This is a genomic window from Glycomyces sp. NRRL B-16210, from assembly GCF_000719515.1.
Classification (GTDB): Bacteria; Actinomycetota; Actinomycetes; order Mycobacteriales; family Micromonosporaceae; genus Glycomyces.
Genome location: NZ_JOGR01000001.1, coordinates 431,303 through 445,330 on the forward strand (window position 1 = coordinate 431,303; position 14,028 = coordinate 445,330).

Sequence of the window (14,028 nt, forward strand, 5' to 3'; positions counted from 1 at the left end):
GGAAGGGGAAGGCGTGCCGGACCGAACCGGATCCGACTACCTGCCTCCCGAGCGCAGTCTCGGGCGGCTCGGCGTCATCAGCCCCTGCTACGACCCGGAGACGGGCTCGGCCGCCGTGGCCGGAGCGATCTGCCGCGCGCTCGCCGGGCTCGGCTACGAGGTGCACGTCCTCACCGGTTTCCCCAACTACCCCACGGGCGCGATCTACCCCGGCTACCGCATGAAGCCCTATCTCTACGAGCACCGCGACGGCATCCACCTGCACCGGGTCCCCCTGCTGCCCAGCCACGACCGTTCGGCGACGCGGCGGGCGCTCACCTATCTCTCGTTCGCCGCCTCGGCCTCGACCAAGTGGAGCGTCCTGCGTTCGGTCGACGCCTGGCTGGTGATCTCCTCCCAAGCCACCGTGGCCCTCCCGGCCCTGTTCGCCCGGGCCTTCTTCCGCCGCCCCTTCGTTCTGTACATTCAGGACCTCTGGCCCGAGACGGTCGTCGAGAGCGGGTTCATCCGCCCCGGCCGCGTGCTCGACCTGGTGGCGCGCTCCATTCAGGCGTTCTGCAACTTCTCCTACCGGCGGGCCTCGGCCATCGCCGTGAGCGCCCCGGGGATGGCGAGCCGCCTGCAACAGCGCGGCGTCGCCTCCGCCAAGGTCACACCGGTGCCCAACTGGGTCGACGAGCAGGTCTTCAGCCCCGTCACCCGCGATGAGGACCTGGCGGCCGAGTTCGGCCTCGACGGTTTCGTCATCATGTACGCCGGGAGCCTGGGCGACCTGCAAGGGCTCGACACGGCCGTCAAGGCGTTCAAGATGCTCCCCGACCTCCCCGACCTCCGGCTGGTCTTCGTCGGCAGTGGCGTGGCCGAGGAGCGGTTGCGCGCCCTCGCCGAGGGCGACGACCGCGTGCGCTTCCTCGGGCCCCACCCGGTCGAGCGCACCGTGCGCCTGATGGCGCTCAGCGACGTCCAACTGGTCAGCCTCCAGGACCGCCCGCTGTTCCGGCACACCATCCCCAGCAAGATCCAGGCCGCCATGGCGTGCGCGAGGCCGATCATCGCCTCCGCACCCGGCGACGCCGCTCATGCGGTCCTGCGCTCGCGCGCCGGACTCGTGGCGCGTCCCGGCGACCCCTGCGAGCTGTCATCGGCGATGCGATTGCTGCATGGATTCGGTCCCCAGATCCGCGAGGCGATGGGGAGAAACGGAAGGGAGTTCTACATGGAGCGAATGTCGGCTCGGGTCGGCAGCGCGACGCTGTCGGACCTGGTGGCTCTGGCGTGCGGAGGCGACGGCGGATGATGGACGATCTCGCAGGCAGGTCGGTGCTGATCACCGGCGGCACGGGCACGTTCGGCAAGACCATGGTGAATCGGCTGCTCGCCTCCGAGTGCGCCGAGATCAGGGTGCTGAGCCGCGACGAGGCGAAGCAGGACGACATGCGGCGGCGGCTGCGCGACGAGCGGCTCCGCTTCTACATCGGCGACGTGCGCGACCGCGACGGCGTCATGCGCGCCTGCGCCGGCGTCGACCACGTCTTCCACGCCGCGGCGCTGAAGCAGGTGCCCTCGAGCGAGTTCTTCCCGCTGGAGGCGGTGCGGACCAACGTCCTCGGCAGCGCCAACGTCATCGACGCCGCCCGGGCCGGCAACGTGCGCAGCGTGGTCTGCCTCAGCACCGACAAGGCCGTGTACCCGATCAACGCCATGGGCATGTCGAAGGCGCTCATGGAGAAGGTCGCCCAGGCCTACGCGCGCAAGGTGAACGCCGGCGACACCGTCGTCTCGCTGGTGCGCTACGGCAACGTGCTGTGCTCTCGCGGCTCGGTGGTCCCGGTGTTCGTGCGGCTCATCAAGGAAGGGGCGCCGCTGACGATCACCGACCCGAACATGACGCGCTTCCTCATGTCGATCACCGACGCCATCGGACTGGTCGAGCACGCCTTCACCGCCGCGAACCCCGGCGACCTGTACATCCACAAGGCGCCGGCGAGCACGGTCGGGTGCATCGCCCGGGCCGTCGCGCGCATCTTCGGCGTCGAGCTCAAGGCCGACGTCATCGGCGCCCGCCACGGCGAGAAGCTCTTCGAGACGCTCGTGGGCGACGAGGAGTCCGCCCGCGCCGAGGACGAGGGCCGGTTCCTGCGCATCCCGATCGACCACCGCGGCCTGAACTACGGTTCGACCGGCGTCGAGGGCTTCGTCTCCCAACCCGGGCAGTCGGGCGGCTACACCTCCCACAACGCCCGGCGACTGGACGAGGACGCGGTGGTCGAGCTGCTGCTCCAGACCCCGGAGATCCAGGCCGAACTACAGTCCCAGCCGGTCCCGGTGGTGACATGAGGATCGCCGTCACCGGCGCCGACGGCTTCCTGGGCTGGCACCTGCGCTGCCTTGCGTTCGCCCGCGGCATCGACTGCGTCCCGATCGACAGGGCCCTGCTCGGCGATCCCGAGCGGCTGGACGCGGCGCTCGCCCGCGTCGACGCCGTCGTCCACTGCGCGGGGACCAACCGCGGCACCGACGAGGAGGTCACCGCCGGGAACGCCCAGGCGGCCGAGCGCCTCGACCGGCCCGTGAGGACGGTCTACGCCAATTCGGTGCGCCGCGACGACGACACCGCCTACGGGCGCGCCAAACGCCGAGCCGCGACCGTCCTGGCCGGGCCCGACCCGGCCGCGGCGGAACTCTCGGACGTCATCCTGCCCAACCTGTACGGCGAGCACGGGCGGCCGTACTACAACTCGTTCGTCGCCACCTTCTGCCACGAGATCGCCCACGGGCGCCGCCCGGAGACCGTCGGCGAAGGCGAGGTCCCGCTCCTGCACGCCCAGGAGGCCGCCGCCGTGCTCCTCGACGAGACGGTCGAGTCGGGCCGCACCCGCGTCGAGCCGAAGGCCGAACCCAGATCGGTCGCCGAGGTGGCGGCGCTGCTGGAGGAGTTCGACGCCGAATACCGCCAAGGCCGCCTGCCCGACCTCACCGGGCCCTGGCGCACGACGCTGTTCAACACCTTCCGCTCGCACCTGTTCCCGGCCCGCTACCCGGTGACGCTGCCGCCGCACACCGACGGCCGCGGCACGCTCGTGGAGTTCGTGCGCGTGGCCGCCTCCGGCGGCCAGGCCTTCGTCTCCACCACCGCGCCCGGGTCGGTGCGAGGCGAACACGCGCACCTGCGCAAGTTCGAGCGTTTCGTCGTCGTCTCCGGGCAGGCCGAGATCGCCGCCCGCAGGCTCTTCTCGGACCACGTCGTGCGCTTCCGCGTCGACGGCGCCTCGCCTGTGGCCGTGGACATGCCGACGATGTGGGCCCACCGCCTCACCGCCCTCGGAGACGAACCGGTGCTGGCGTGCTTCTGGGCCAACGAGGGCTACTTGCCCGAGGACGCCGACACCTACCCGTGCACCGTCGACCACCCGAGCGAGGCGCCATGACGAAGGTCCTCACCTTCACCGGAACGAGGCCCGAACTCATCCGCCTGTCGAGAGTGATCGACAGACTCGCGCAGACCCTCGACCACGTGCTCGTCCACACCGGGCAGAACTGGGACCCGCGGCTGCGCGACGTGTTCCTCGCGGAACTGGGCCTGCCCGAACCCGACCACCAGTTCACCCTGGACGCCTCCAGCCTCGGCCGGACCCTCGCGGGAATCCTCGTCGACGCCGAAGCGGCCCTCACCGCCGAGCGGCCCGACGCCGTGCTCGTCCTGGGCGACACGAACAGCTGCATCGCCGGCCTGATGGCGCGCCGGATGCGAATCCCGGTCTACCACATGGAGGCGGGGAACCGGTGCTTCGACCTCAACGTGCCCGAGGAGACCAACCGGAGCCTCATCGACCACATCGCCGACTTCAACCTGGTCTACACCGAGCACGCCAGGCGCAACCTGCTCGCCGAGGGCGTCCACCCGCGCAGGATCCTGCTCACCGGCTCCCCGATGCGCGAGGTCCTCGACCACCACCGCGAGGCCATCGCCGCCTCCGACGTCGTGCGCCGGCTCGGCCTCGAACCCGGCGGGTACTTCGTCGCCAGCGCCCACCGCGAGGAGAACGTCGACGACCCGCGCCGCCTGCGCCGCCTCCTCGACTGCCTGCGGGCCGTCCGCGACCGCTGGGGGCTGCCGGTGCTCGTCTCGACCCACCCGCGGACCCGCAAGCGCATGGAACTCCTGGTCGGCGACGTCGAACTCGACGACATCGCCTTCTGCGAGCCGTTCGGGTTCTTCGACTACATACGGCTGCAACAGCAGGCGCGCTGCGCCCTGTCCGACAGCGGGACCGTCAGCGAGGAGTCGGCGATCCTGGGCTTCCCGGCGGTGACGCTGCGCGACGCGATCGAGCGCCCGGAGTCGCTCGACGCCGGGTCGATCGTCGCGACCGGCCTCGATCCCGAAGGGGTCGTGGAGGCCGTGGCGACCGTGCTCGCCCGGCACGCGGCGGGCCCGGCCGGATGCGCCGAGGAGTACCGGATCGACGACACCTCCTGGCGCGTCGCCAACTTCATCCTCTCGACGGTGCGCCGCCACCGCGAATGGGCGGGCCTGCGGACCCGCGCGGAAGAGGGGGCGCGATGAGCAACGCGGTACTGGACACCGCCGGAGGCGAGGTGGGCGGCGCGGCCCGCTGGAGGTCCGAACTGGACGCCTACCTCGCCGCCGCCGAGTCCCGTCCGGTCGTGATCGGGCGCTCCCAGCGGCTCACCCCCTCCTGGCTGGTCCGCCGCGAGGCCAAGGCGCGGGGCGCCGGGCTGGTCGTCGCCGCGAACTCGGCGTCGTTCGCGTTCGGCGGCGCGCAGCGGCGCGTGCTCGTGCGCAACGCCCTGCACTTCCTGTACCCCGACGAGCAGCACCTGCTGCGGGGGCTGCCGCGCTCCTTCAAGGCCCAGATCCCGGTGATCCGCGGACTGCTGTCGAGGGCCGACCTCATCGTCGCGCCGACCTCGGCCATGGCCGACCGGGTGCGGCACCACGTGCCCGCCGCGCGAGGGCGGATCGCGGTGCGGGCCCACCCGGCGAGCCCTTCCGGGCCCTCGGTGACCGCCGACCGGCCGTTCGTGCTGGTGCCGATCGTGCCCGCGTCCTACAAGGACCTGGGCCCGCAACTGTCGGCGCTGCTGGAGGCGATCGCGCGCACCGGACGCGACCTCCGCGTCGCGGTCACGGCCATGCCCGGGCAACTGCCGCGGGCCATCGCCGCCCATCCGTCGGTCGACGCCCTCGGCATGGTGCCGACCTCCTCTGCCGGGCTGCTCTGGCGCTCGGCCGCCGCGGGCTTCTTCCCGCTGACCGTGGAGGCCTTCGGCTACCCGCTCGCCGAGGCCCGCATCCACGGGGTGCCGGTGCTGTCGCCCGACACCGGCCAGGCCCGCGAGGTCGCCGGGCCCGCGCTGGTCCCGTTCCAGCGCGGCGACGGCGACAGCCTGGCGGCCGCACTGGAGCGCTGCGCCGAACCGGTCGCCCCCGAACCGGACGCCTTCGACCCCCGGGACTACTTCCGGTGGCTCCTGGAGACGCGGGACCCGGCCGAGGGCGGCGAGCGGTGACCGCCACCGCCCTGCGCGGCTTCGCCGGGTCGGTGGCCACCACCGCCGCGTGCAACGTGACGGCGGCCGCGGCCTCCGGCGTCGCCGGCATCGTCATCGCCCGGGCGCTCGGGCCGTCGCTGCGCGGCGAATACGCGGCGGTCATGGCCTGGTTCGGCGTGGCCCTGGTCGTCGGGCAGCTCGGCCAGACCGCCGCCACCACCTATTTCGTGGCCTGGGCGCCCGAGCGGGCGGGCGACTACCTCGCCACCTCCCGCAACCTCATGGTCGCCTCCGGCGTCGCGACCCTCTTGGCCGGCCTCGCCGCCGCCCCGATGCTCGCCGAGGGCGTCGTGCTCTCGGCGTACCAGATCATGTTCGCGACCTGCTTGGCGGCCTTCGCGGGCGCGAGCTACGTGTTCGCGCTGCACGCCGCCCGCCTGCGCCGCTGGAACCTGGTCCGGATCGTGCAGCCGACGACGTTCCTCGCGGCCGTCCTCGCCCTGCACCTGGGCGGCGAGCTGACCCTGCTGACGGCGATGGCGGCCCTGGCCGCGACGATCGCGCTGCAATCGGTCCTGGCCTACCTGCTGTGCCGCGCCAGTGGCCTCACCGGCGGCCGCGCCGACAAGGCGCTGGTCGCCCCGCTGTGCCGCTACGGCCTCGCCCAGCTCGCCGCGAGCGTACCCGCCGTGATCACCTCCCGGCTCGACCAGCTGCTGCTGTCGTTCCTGGTGGCCTCGGCGGTGCTCGGCAACTACGCGGTGGCCGTCTCGCTGACCGCGCTGGCGGTGCCGCTCGTCGCCGCGTTCGGCAACGTCGCCTTCCCCCGGCTGGCCGCCAGGACCGACTCGGCCGCAGCCCTGGCCCGGTTGCAGCGGTGGGCGCTGCTGGCCGCCGCCGCGATCGGCATCGCCCTGGCCGTGCCGGTGGCCGCGCTGGCCCCGGCGCTCATCCCCGCGGTCTTCGGCCCCGGATTCGCCGAGGCGGCCCGCCTGATGTGGCTGCTCGCGCCCGGCGGCGTCATGTTCGCCTGCGCGCAGGTCGGCGCCGACCTCCTGCGCGGCCACGGCCGGCCGATGGCGGTCGCAAGGGCGCAGTGGATCGCCGCCGTGGTCATGATCGCGCTGCTGGCGGCCCTGGTGCCGCAGTGGGGCGCGACTGGTGCCGCGCTCGCCTCCACCGCTTCGGCCGCCGCGGCGCTGCTGCTCATGCTCCGATCCCTGGCCCGGACGGCCCCGGCCGCCGATCTCCGGACCGTCCCCGAGCTCACCGGGAGGACCCGATGACGCCCTCACGGCAGATGGCGGCCCTGGCCGTCGACACGCTCGGCGCCGTGATCGGCCGGGCGGCGCTGGTGCGCACCGCGCGGTTCGCGCTGCACCGGGCCCGGCTCGACGTGCCGAACGACCCGGTGCGCAACGGCGAGTACGCGCTCCAGCGCTGGATGCTCGAATCGGCCCGGCCCGGCGCGCCGATCACCGTCCTTGACGTGGGCGCCAACGTCGGCGCCTGGTCGCAGTCGTTGCTGCGCCAGGCCGCGAGCGCGGGCCGACTCGCCCAACTTGGCCTGCACGCCTTCGAGCCCTCCGGCCACACCCACCGGCTGCTGACCGCGAGGCTCGGCGGACGGGCGCGGGTCAACCGCCTCGCGGTGTCCGACCGCTGCGGATCGGCGACGCTGCACGTGGCGGCGCCCGGGGCCGGGACCAACTCGCTGCACGGCGACCCGAACGCGCCCGTGCCCACCGAGCAGGTCGCGACCACCACCGTCGACGACTACCTCCGCGGCGAGGGCATCGAGCACGTCGACTTGATCAAGGTCGACACCGAGGGGCACGACTTCGATGTCCTCTCCGGATGCCGGCGCACACTGCGGAACCGGGCCGTCTCGCTCGTGCAGTTCGAGTACAACCACCGCTGGATACGGGCCCGCCGCTACCTCAAGGACGCCTTCGAACTGCTGGAGCCGTTCGGCTACCGGATCGGGAAGCTCACGCCGCGCGGCATGGAGCCCTACCCCGGCTGGGACCCGGACCTGGAGACCTTCGTCGAGGGGAACTACCTCGCCGCCACCGCCGAGACCGCCGACCGGCTGCCGCGGGTCGCGTGGTGGAAACCGCGGTGAGGGCGATCCGCCGGGAACACAGACGCTGCGTGAGGAGCACATCGTGCACATCGGATTGATCGGCCGCCGGGGACCCGACACGTTCCAGGCCAACATCGGCGACGGCCTGACCCGCCTGGGGCACCGGGTGACCTATCTCGGGCTCGGCCAGCCGCAGTTCCGGAGCCGACTCGCGAACCGGGCCACGGCACTCGCGGCCTCGGCGGTCGACTCACTTGAGGAGCGCCTCCAGCGGAGCGTGGTCCGCGCCGCGGCCGAATCCGAATGCGACGCCGTCATCAACACCTTCGGCGGCCTGGCACCGGGCACCGTCGCCGCACTGCGCAGGAACGGCACCCCCGTGGCCCTGTGGTTCCCCGACGCCGTCTCGAACCTCGGCCGCCAGGCCATGCTCATGGCGCCGTACTCGGCGATCTTCTTCAAGGACCCGCTGCTCGTCGCACGACTGCGGGACACGCTCGACCTGCCCGTCTGGTACCTGCCGCAAGGATGCAACCCGCGCTCGCACCGCCCGATCGGCGAACCCGGGTCCAGGCGCGTCATCGCCGTGGTCGGCAACTGCTACCCGAGCCGCGCGGTGCTCCTGCGACGCCTCCACGACGCGGGCGTCCCCCTCGTCGTCTACGGCGCACCGCCGCCGAAGCGGGTCCGGGACCTCCTGCCGCCCCGATCGCACACCGGACACCCGGTGTTCGCCCAGGACAAGGCGAAGGTCTTCCGGGAAGCGGCCGCGGTGCTGAACAACCTCCACCCCGCCGAGATGCACGGCCTCAACGCCCGCCTGTTCGAGGCCGCCGGCTCCGGCGCTGCCGTGCTGTGCGAACGGCGCGCCGTCCTCGGCGACCTGTTCGACCTCGACTCCGAAGTGGTGCCGTTCACCGACTTCGACGAGCTGACGCTGCAAGCCAAGCGACTGCTCGACGACCCCGACCTGACCCGGCGCATCGGCGACGCGGCCAGCCGCCGCGCCCACGCCGAGCACACCTACGAGCAGCGGCTCCCGCAACTCCTGGAGCGCCTGGCATGACCATGGCCCTCCGCAGCCGGACCGGCGGGCCGGTGCGCGTCGCCCTCGTCCTCGACCATCCGGCGCAGTACTTCGCGCCCGCGTTCCGGGCGCTGGCGGCCGACCGGAGGCTCCGCATCCGCGTCTACTACTGGGACCACGCCGCCGACGGCGCCTACGACCCGGGATTCGCGCGCCGCGTCCGCTGGGACACCGACCTGCACGGGGGATACGACTGGTGGTCGCCCCGCCGACCGGCGCCTAGCTGGCATCGCGGCGCGGCGATGCTGCGCCGCCTCGGCCGCGACCGGCCGGAAGCCGTACTGTGCTTCGGCTGGGCGAACCCGGCGACGCGCCTGGCGGTCCTCCACGCCTCACGGACCCGGACGCCGCTGCTGTACTACGGCGACACCAATCCACTGAGTCCGGTCGCGAACCGCCACCGGCACCTGCGGACCCTGATACTGCGCTGCCTGTTCCGGGCCGCCTCGGGCGCCGTCGCCACCGGCGCCCTCAACCGCGAGTTCTACCTCGCCCACGGCATGGCCCCCCACCGCGTCCACCCGGGCGTGCTGCCCGCCGACGTCGACCGGTTCGCCGCCGCGCGGACCGAGGCCCGCGACGGCTCGCCGCTCGTCATCGGCTTCGCCGGCAAGTTCATCCCCGTCAAGGGGACCGCGGACCTGATCGTCGCCGCCGCGAGGCTGCCGCGCGACGAACCGTGGGAACTGCGGCTCATCGGCGACGGCCCGCTGCGGCCCGAACTCGAGGCGCTGGCGGACGCCCACGGTCTGGGCGAGCGGGTCCGGTTCCTCGGTTTCCGGAACACCGACGAGCTCCCGACCCTGTTCGCCGACATCGACATCATGGTCATGCCCTCACACGTCGAGCCCCGCGGCCTCGTCGCGATCGAGGCCATGGCCTCCGGCGCCGCGGTGGTCGTCAGCTCGGCCACCGGGGTCTGGGGGAGTGGGGACGCCCTCGAACACGAACGGTCCGGCCTGGTGTACCCCGTCGGCGACGTCGCCGCCCTCACCAGGTGCCTGACCCGGCTCATGCGCGACCGGGCACTGCGGTCGCGATTGGCGCACGAAGCGCGGACGAGCGTCGCCGGCCTCGGCCCGGAGGGATTCGCGGCCACCGCCGCCGACGCCCTCCTCGCCGTCGCGCGGAGCCGCCGATGACGCTCACCCACGATGCCGCACCACCGCACGCGACTCCACCTTTGACACTGCCTCCGACACCGCGCCCGACGCTGCCTCCGACCACTGTCCTGACCGTGCTGGCGCTCGCGGCCGGCGCGGTCGCGGCGATGCTGCCGGGCGGGTTCTGGCCGCTGAGCGTCCGCGAGGAACTGGTGCTCAGGACGATCGCGGTCACCCTGCTCGCGTTCGCCGCGCTGCGGGTCGTCACCGCCCTCCCCGGCAACGAGAACGGCATCGGCCGCTGGCGCCTCGGCCCCTGGTACCTGCTGTGGACCGCCCTCGCCTTCGGCCTGGCCTCCCTGACCTGGCTCGGGCCTCAGACCGGTTCGGCCACCCGCATCATGCCGGCCAGCGTCGTGACGGGCCTGGGCGTCCTCGCACTGGCCGTGGCCGCCTGGACGCTCGGGTACGTGCTCGGCCCGCCGCGCGCGCTCCGAGACGCGGCGCGGCGGGGCCTCGCATTCGCGCTGCGCGGCACCGGCACCACCGTCCGCGGCGGCCTCCTCCCGTGGTGCTTCTACGCGGTCGGCGCCGGCGCCCGCGTCGCCGGCGCACTCCTCACCGGCGGATTCGGGTACGTCGGCGACCCGAGCGCCCTCGTCAGCTCCGCGAACGCCTACAGCCAACTGCTGCACCTGGTCTCCACCTTCGCGCTCTTCGGCATCGCGGCGGCCGCCTACCGGGCGTTCCACCCCGCGATCCGGGGCGGCCGGGCCACCCTGTGCGCGCTGCTCGCCGCAGAAGTCGCCCTGGGCGCCCTCGCCGGCAGCAAAGGCGCGCTCCTGCTCGCACTGGCCGCGGTCCTCATCCCCTACGGCGCGCTGCGCGGCAGGATGCCCCTCCGAGTGCTCCTGACCGGAGCGATCCTGTTCCTGTGGATCGCCGTCCCGTTCAACTCCGCGTACCGCCAAGCGGTGCGCGGCGACACCGCGAACATGACGGTCGCCGAAGCGGCCGCCGCCGCACCGCGGATCCTCACCGAGACGCTGACCGCCAAGTCACCGGTCGAGGCGGTGGGGGAGTCCGCCGACGCCATGCTCCGGCGCATCCGCGAGATCGACAGCATCGCGATCATCACCCAGATGACGCCCGAGACCATCCCGCACCGCAGCCCATGGGAGTTCGCGGCCGCGCCCGTGGTCGGGCTCGTGCCGCGCGCGGTCTGGCCCGAGAAGCCGATCTTCGCCAACGGCTACGAGTTCAGCCAGGAGTACTACGGCATCCCGTCCACGACCTACACCTCCACGGCGATCACCGGACTCGGCGACCTGTACCGGCACGGCGGACTGTGGACGGTCGCGGTCGGAACGGCCCTGCTCGGCGCGGCGTGCCGGCTCTTCGACGCCCTGATCCGACCCGAATCCGACCCGCGGGCGCTGTGCTTCGCGCTCGTCTTCCTGCCCGTCGTCGTCAAATCCGAGATCGACATCAGCCTGCTCATCATCGGCGTCCCCGGCGGCCTCCTCGTCGCCGTCGCCGGTGCCCGCCTGATGTGCCGGCCGACCACCGCCGAGGAGCGCCCGTGAACCGCACCGTCCTGCTGCTCGCCCCCTCCCGCGGCCTCGGCGGCGGCATCGAGCGCTACGCGTCCGGCATCGAGGCCTCGCTGCGAGCCGTCGGGATCGACTACCGGCGAATGGACCTGCGCGAACCGGGCCTCCCCGGAGGGACGACCGCCAAGATCCGGTTCCTCGGCCGGGCCCGCCAGGCGATCCGATCGAGCCGCGCCCCCACCCGGCTCGTCCTGGCCCACCGCAACCTGCTGCCCGTCGTCTACGCGGCGGCGCGCCAGCCCCGCTACGACGGGACCACCGTGATCCTCCACGGGCACGAGACCTGGTCGGACCAGCGGCGGCGGGCGAACCGGATCATGCGACGCCCCGACGTGCACGTCGTCGCCGGAAGCAGCTTCACCGCCGGAGCCCTGGCGCCGGTCTGCCGGGCGGGCGTGCTGCACCCGGGCATCGCCGCCGACTGGTACCGGACCCTCGTCGACGCCTCACGGCCCGAACGCGACAGCGCCGACCGCTTCGAACTGGTCACCGCCTTCCGCCTCGCCGACTGGAAGCGCAAAGGACTGCCGACCCTCCTCGAAGCGGTCGAACGCCTCGGCGACCCGAGGATCCGGCTCACCGTCTGCGGCACCGGCCAGGTCCCTCCGGAACTGCGCGACGCGCTGGCGGCGCGACCGTGGGCCACGCTCGCGCCGAACCTCACCGAGCGCGAACTCGCCGCACGGCTCGCCCGGGCCGACCTGTTCGTCCTCGCCACCCGCACCCGATCCGGGACGGGCGCGAGCGGCGAGGGCTTCGGCCTGGCCCTCCTCGAAGCGCAGCTCGCGGGCACACCGGTCATCGCCCCCGCCTACGGCGGCAGCCACGACGCGTTCCAGCACGGACTCACCGGCCTGGCCCCGGTCGACGAGTCGCCGCGGGCGCTCGGCTCGGCCATCGCGACGCTGCTGCACGACGACCGGCTGCGAACGCGGATGGCGGCCGCCGCGACCGCTTGGGCGCGAGAACGATTCGACCCCGGCCACTACGCCGGGCACCTCGTGCGGACCCTGCTCGGCGATGACACCTTCGGAGGAACACAGTGAACGCGGACCGAACGCTCCGACACCAGTTGGCGGCCCTCCCGGTGGTGGGACCGGCGCTCACCCGGACGGCCAGAACCGTCCGCGGCCGCCGGTTCCCCGGCTCGGCGCGGTACTGGGAACGGCGCTACGCGCGGGGCGGGAACTCCGGGGCGGGCTCGTACGGGGAGCAGGCCCGATTCAAGGCGGCGGTCCTCAACGGCCTCGTCGCCGACCGGGGCCTCACGTCCGTCATCGAGTTCGGCTGCGGCGACGGGGCCCAGCTCGACCTCGCCGACTACCCGCGGTACCTGGGACTCGACGTCTCGCCCACGACGCTGCGCCGAACCATCGCCAAGTTCGCCGACGACCCGTCGAAGAGCTTCGCGCTCTACGACCCCGAGTGCTTCACCGACCGCGCGGGCCTGGTCACCGCCGACCTCGCCGTCTCACTCGACGTGATCTACCACCTCGTCGAAGACCGCGTCTACGAGCTGCACCTCCGGCACGTCTTCGCCGCCGCCCGGCGCCAGGTCGCCCTGTTCACCAGCGACGCCGACGACCCCTCGCTGACGGGGACCTTCGCGCCGCACGTCCGCCACCGCCCGGTGGTCCGGGACGTCGCCGAGCGCTTCCCGCAGTGGCGCCTGGTCGAGCGCATCGACCATCCCCGCGGCCCCCACGGCGGGCACTCATCGGACGCCTTCGCCGACTTCCTCATCTACGAGCGCCGCACCGCGACCGAGCAGCCCCGGGGCGACCGCGAAGAGGTCCGCGGCCGACTCCTCGGGCGGGACTAGGGCGTGCAGCCGCCCGCCCGAGTCGGGCCGCGCGAACGTGTACCCGTACCCGCGGAGCAACTCGGCCACCGGCGCCCGGGACTCGTCCAGCAGGCCGCGGCTCATCGAGTTCCACTCCAACTGGAGCACGCCGATCCGCCCCTCGCTCAGCGCCCGCCGGGCGCCCTCCAGGACGAGCCGCTCGGCCCCCTCCACATCGATCTTCACCCCGGCCGCGTACCGGTCGGCGAGCACGTCGTCGAGCGTCTCGACCGCGATCTCCTCACCCGACCCGTCCCGCGACAGGTGGTTCATCGTGTCCCGATCGCTGGTCAGACGCATCCGGCCGCGGCGGTCGGCCAGCCCGCACTGGAGCACCGAGACCGGGAAGTCGTTGAGCGCGACGTTGCGCCGCAGCCGCGCCGCCGCCTCAGCCGAGGGCTCGACGGCGATCACGGTCGCACCGAGGTCCCCGGCCCACAGCGCATAGGCCCCGACGTTGCTGCCCACGTCGACGAACAGGTCGCCGGGCCGCAGCAGTTGCCGCCAAGCCCGCATCTCGTTCCAGTCCGGGGGATTCGCGTAGCGCACCTTCGAAGCGGCCGTGACGTGCAGTTCGGCCCACATGCGCCCGCGTTCGCCGATCGGGGTGAGGACCGGGCCGCCCAGGCGGGCGCGAACCTGGAAGCCGACCGCCCGGCCGATCGCGGCCAGGCGCCGGTCGCGGTTCGCCGGATGGTTCCACACGAACCCGAGCACGCCCCGGACCTTCCCGAACACGCTCATGAGACCTCGCGAGGTTGGGATTGCGGAACCAGGCG

13 protein-coding genes are annotated in these 14,028 nt (G+C 73.2%); 12 read left to right on the forward strand and 1 reads right to left on the reverse strand.

Features of this window, described 5'->3' with window-relative positions; translation table 11 throughout:
* Window positions 1–13 precede the first annotated feature (13 nt).
* The 12 genes from IF12_RS0101985 to IF12_RS22535 all read left to right on the forward strand — a co-directional run bounded on the left by IF12_RS0101985 (window position 14) and on the right by IF12_RS22535 (window position 13,228).
* Window positions 14–1,297: a glycosyltransferase family 4 protein gene (locus IF12_RS0101985; protein ID WP_051703845.1), complete on the forward strand. Its 1,284-nt coding sequence runs from the start codon at window positions 14–16 to the stop codon at window positions 1,295–1,297.
* A complete protein-coding gene (locus IF12_RS0101990; protein ID WP_133884146.1) occupies window positions 1,297–2,337 on the forward strand; it encodes a polysaccharide biosynthesis protein in 1,041 nt (346 codons plus the stop codon). Before IF12_RS0101985 ends, IF12_RS0101990 begins: the two co-directional genes overlap by 1 nt.
* Entirely contained in the window at window positions 2,334–3,428 is a 1,095-nt protein-coding gene (locus IF12_RS0101995; protein ID WP_030144592.1) for a sugar nucleotide-binding protein, read from the forward strand. The genes IF12_RS0101990 and IF12_RS0101995 overlap by 4 nt, the downstream gene beginning before the upstream one ends.
* Entirely contained in the window at window positions 3,425–4,567 is a 1,143-nt protein-coding gene (gene wecB, locus IF12_RS0102000) for a non-hydrolyzing UDP-N-acetylglucosamine 2-epimerase (RefSeq protein ID WP_030144593.1), read from the forward strand. Before IF12_RS0101995 ends, wecB begins: the two co-directional genes overlap by 4 nt.
* Window positions 4,564–5,535 (forward strand): glycosyltransferase, encoded by a 972-nt coding sequence (locus IF12_RS0102005; RefSeq protein WP_051703846.1) that lies wholly within the window; start codon window positions 4,564–4,566, stop codon window positions 5,533–5,535. The genes wecB and IF12_RS0102005 overlap by 4 nt, the downstream gene beginning before the upstream one ends.
* Window positions 5,532–6,803, forward strand: coding sequence for a lipopolysaccharide biosynthesis protein (locus IF12_RS0102010; RefSeq protein WP_030144595.1), 1,272 nt, complete (start codon window positions 5,532–5,534; stop codon window positions 6,801–6,803). The genes IF12_RS0102005 and IF12_RS0102010 overlap by 4 nt, the downstream gene beginning before the upstream one ends.
* A complete protein-coding gene (locus IF12_RS0102015) occupies window positions 6,800–7,642 on the forward strand; it encodes an FkbM family methyltransferase (RefSeq protein WP_081912934.1) in 843 nt (280 codons plus the stop codon). The genes IF12_RS0102010 and IF12_RS0102015 overlap by 4 nt, the downstream gene beginning before the upstream one ends.
* 43 nt (window positions 7,643–7,685) lie before the next feature.
* Window positions 7,686–8,669: a glycosyltransferase gene (locus IF12_RS0102020; protein ID WP_051703847.1), complete on the forward strand. Its 984-nt coding sequence runs from the start codon at window positions 7,686–7,688 to the stop codon at window positions 8,667–8,669.
* Window positions 8,666–9,832, forward strand: coding sequence for a glycosyltransferase family 4 protein (locus IF12_RS0102025; RefSeq protein ID WP_030144598.1), 1,167 nt, complete (start codon window positions 8,666–8,668; stop codon window positions 9,830–9,832). The genes IF12_RS0102020 and IF12_RS0102025 overlap by 4 nt, the downstream gene beginning before the upstream one ends.
* Before the next feature lie 95 nt (window positions 9,833–9,927).
* Window positions 9,928–11,379 (forward strand): hypothetical protein, encoded by a 1,452-nt coding sequence (locus tag IF12_RS25975; protein ID WP_030144599.1) that lies wholly within the window; start codon window positions 9,928–9,930, stop codon window positions 11,377–11,379.
* Window positions 11,376–12,452, forward strand: a complete 1,077-nt coding sequence (locus IF12_RS0102035) for a glycosyltransferase family 4 protein (RefSeq protein ID WP_051703848.1) — start codon at window positions 11,376–11,378, stop codon at window positions 12,450–12,452. The genes IF12_RS25975 and IF12_RS0102035 overlap by 4 nt, the downstream gene beginning before the upstream one ends.
* The gene (locus IF12_RS22535; RefSeq protein WP_197034569.1) at window positions 12,449–13,228 is read left to right on the forward strand and encodes a methyltransferase domain-containing protein; all 780 of its coding nucleotides are present in this window, start codon (window positions 12,449–12,451) and stop codon (window positions 13,226–13,228) included. Before IF12_RS0102035 ends, IF12_RS22535 begins: the two co-directional genes overlap by 4 nt.
* Here the strand turns inward: IF12_RS22535 and IF12_RS0102045 are convergent.
* Entirely contained in the window at window positions 13,121–13,993 is an 873-nt protein-coding gene (locus IF12_RS0102045; RefSeq protein WP_030144602.1) for an FkbM family methyltransferase, read from the reverse strand. The two genes, IF12_RS22535 and IF12_RS0102045, sit on opposite strands and share 108 nt — an antisense overlap.
* Window positions 13,994–14,028: the final 35 nt, after the last annotated feature.

Bases quoted from the DNA above. Each gene is read 5' to 3' on its own strand.
- IF12_RS0101990 (WP_133884146.1), top strand. From the start codon at position 1,297: ATGGACGATCTCGCAGGCAGGTCGGTGCTGATCACCGGCGGCACGGGC.
- IF12_RS0101995 (WP_030144592.1), top strand. From the start codon at position 2,334: ATGAGGATCGCCGTCACCGGCGCCGACGGCTTCCTGGGCTGGCACCTG.
- IF12_RS0102025 (WP_030144598.1), top strand. From the start codon at position 8,666: ATGACCATGGCCCTCCGCAGCCGGACCGGCGGGCCGGTGCGCGTCGCC.
- IF12_RS0102015 (WP_081912934.1), top strand. From the start codon at position 6,800: ATGACGCCCTCACGGCAGATGGCGGCCCTGGCCGTCGACACGCTCGGC.
- IF12_RS0102005 (WP_051703846.1), top strand. From the start codon at position 4,564: ATGAGCAACGCGGTACTGGACACCGCCGGAGGCGAGGTGGGCGGCGCG.
- IF12_RS0102045 (WP_030144602.1), bottom strand. From the start codon at position 13,993: ATGAGCGTGTTCGGGAAGGTCCGGGGCGTGCTCGGGTTCGTGTGGAAC.
- wecB (WP_030144593.1), top strand. From the start codon at position 3,425: ATGACGAAGGTCCTCACCTTCACCGGAACGAGGCCCGAACTCATCCGC.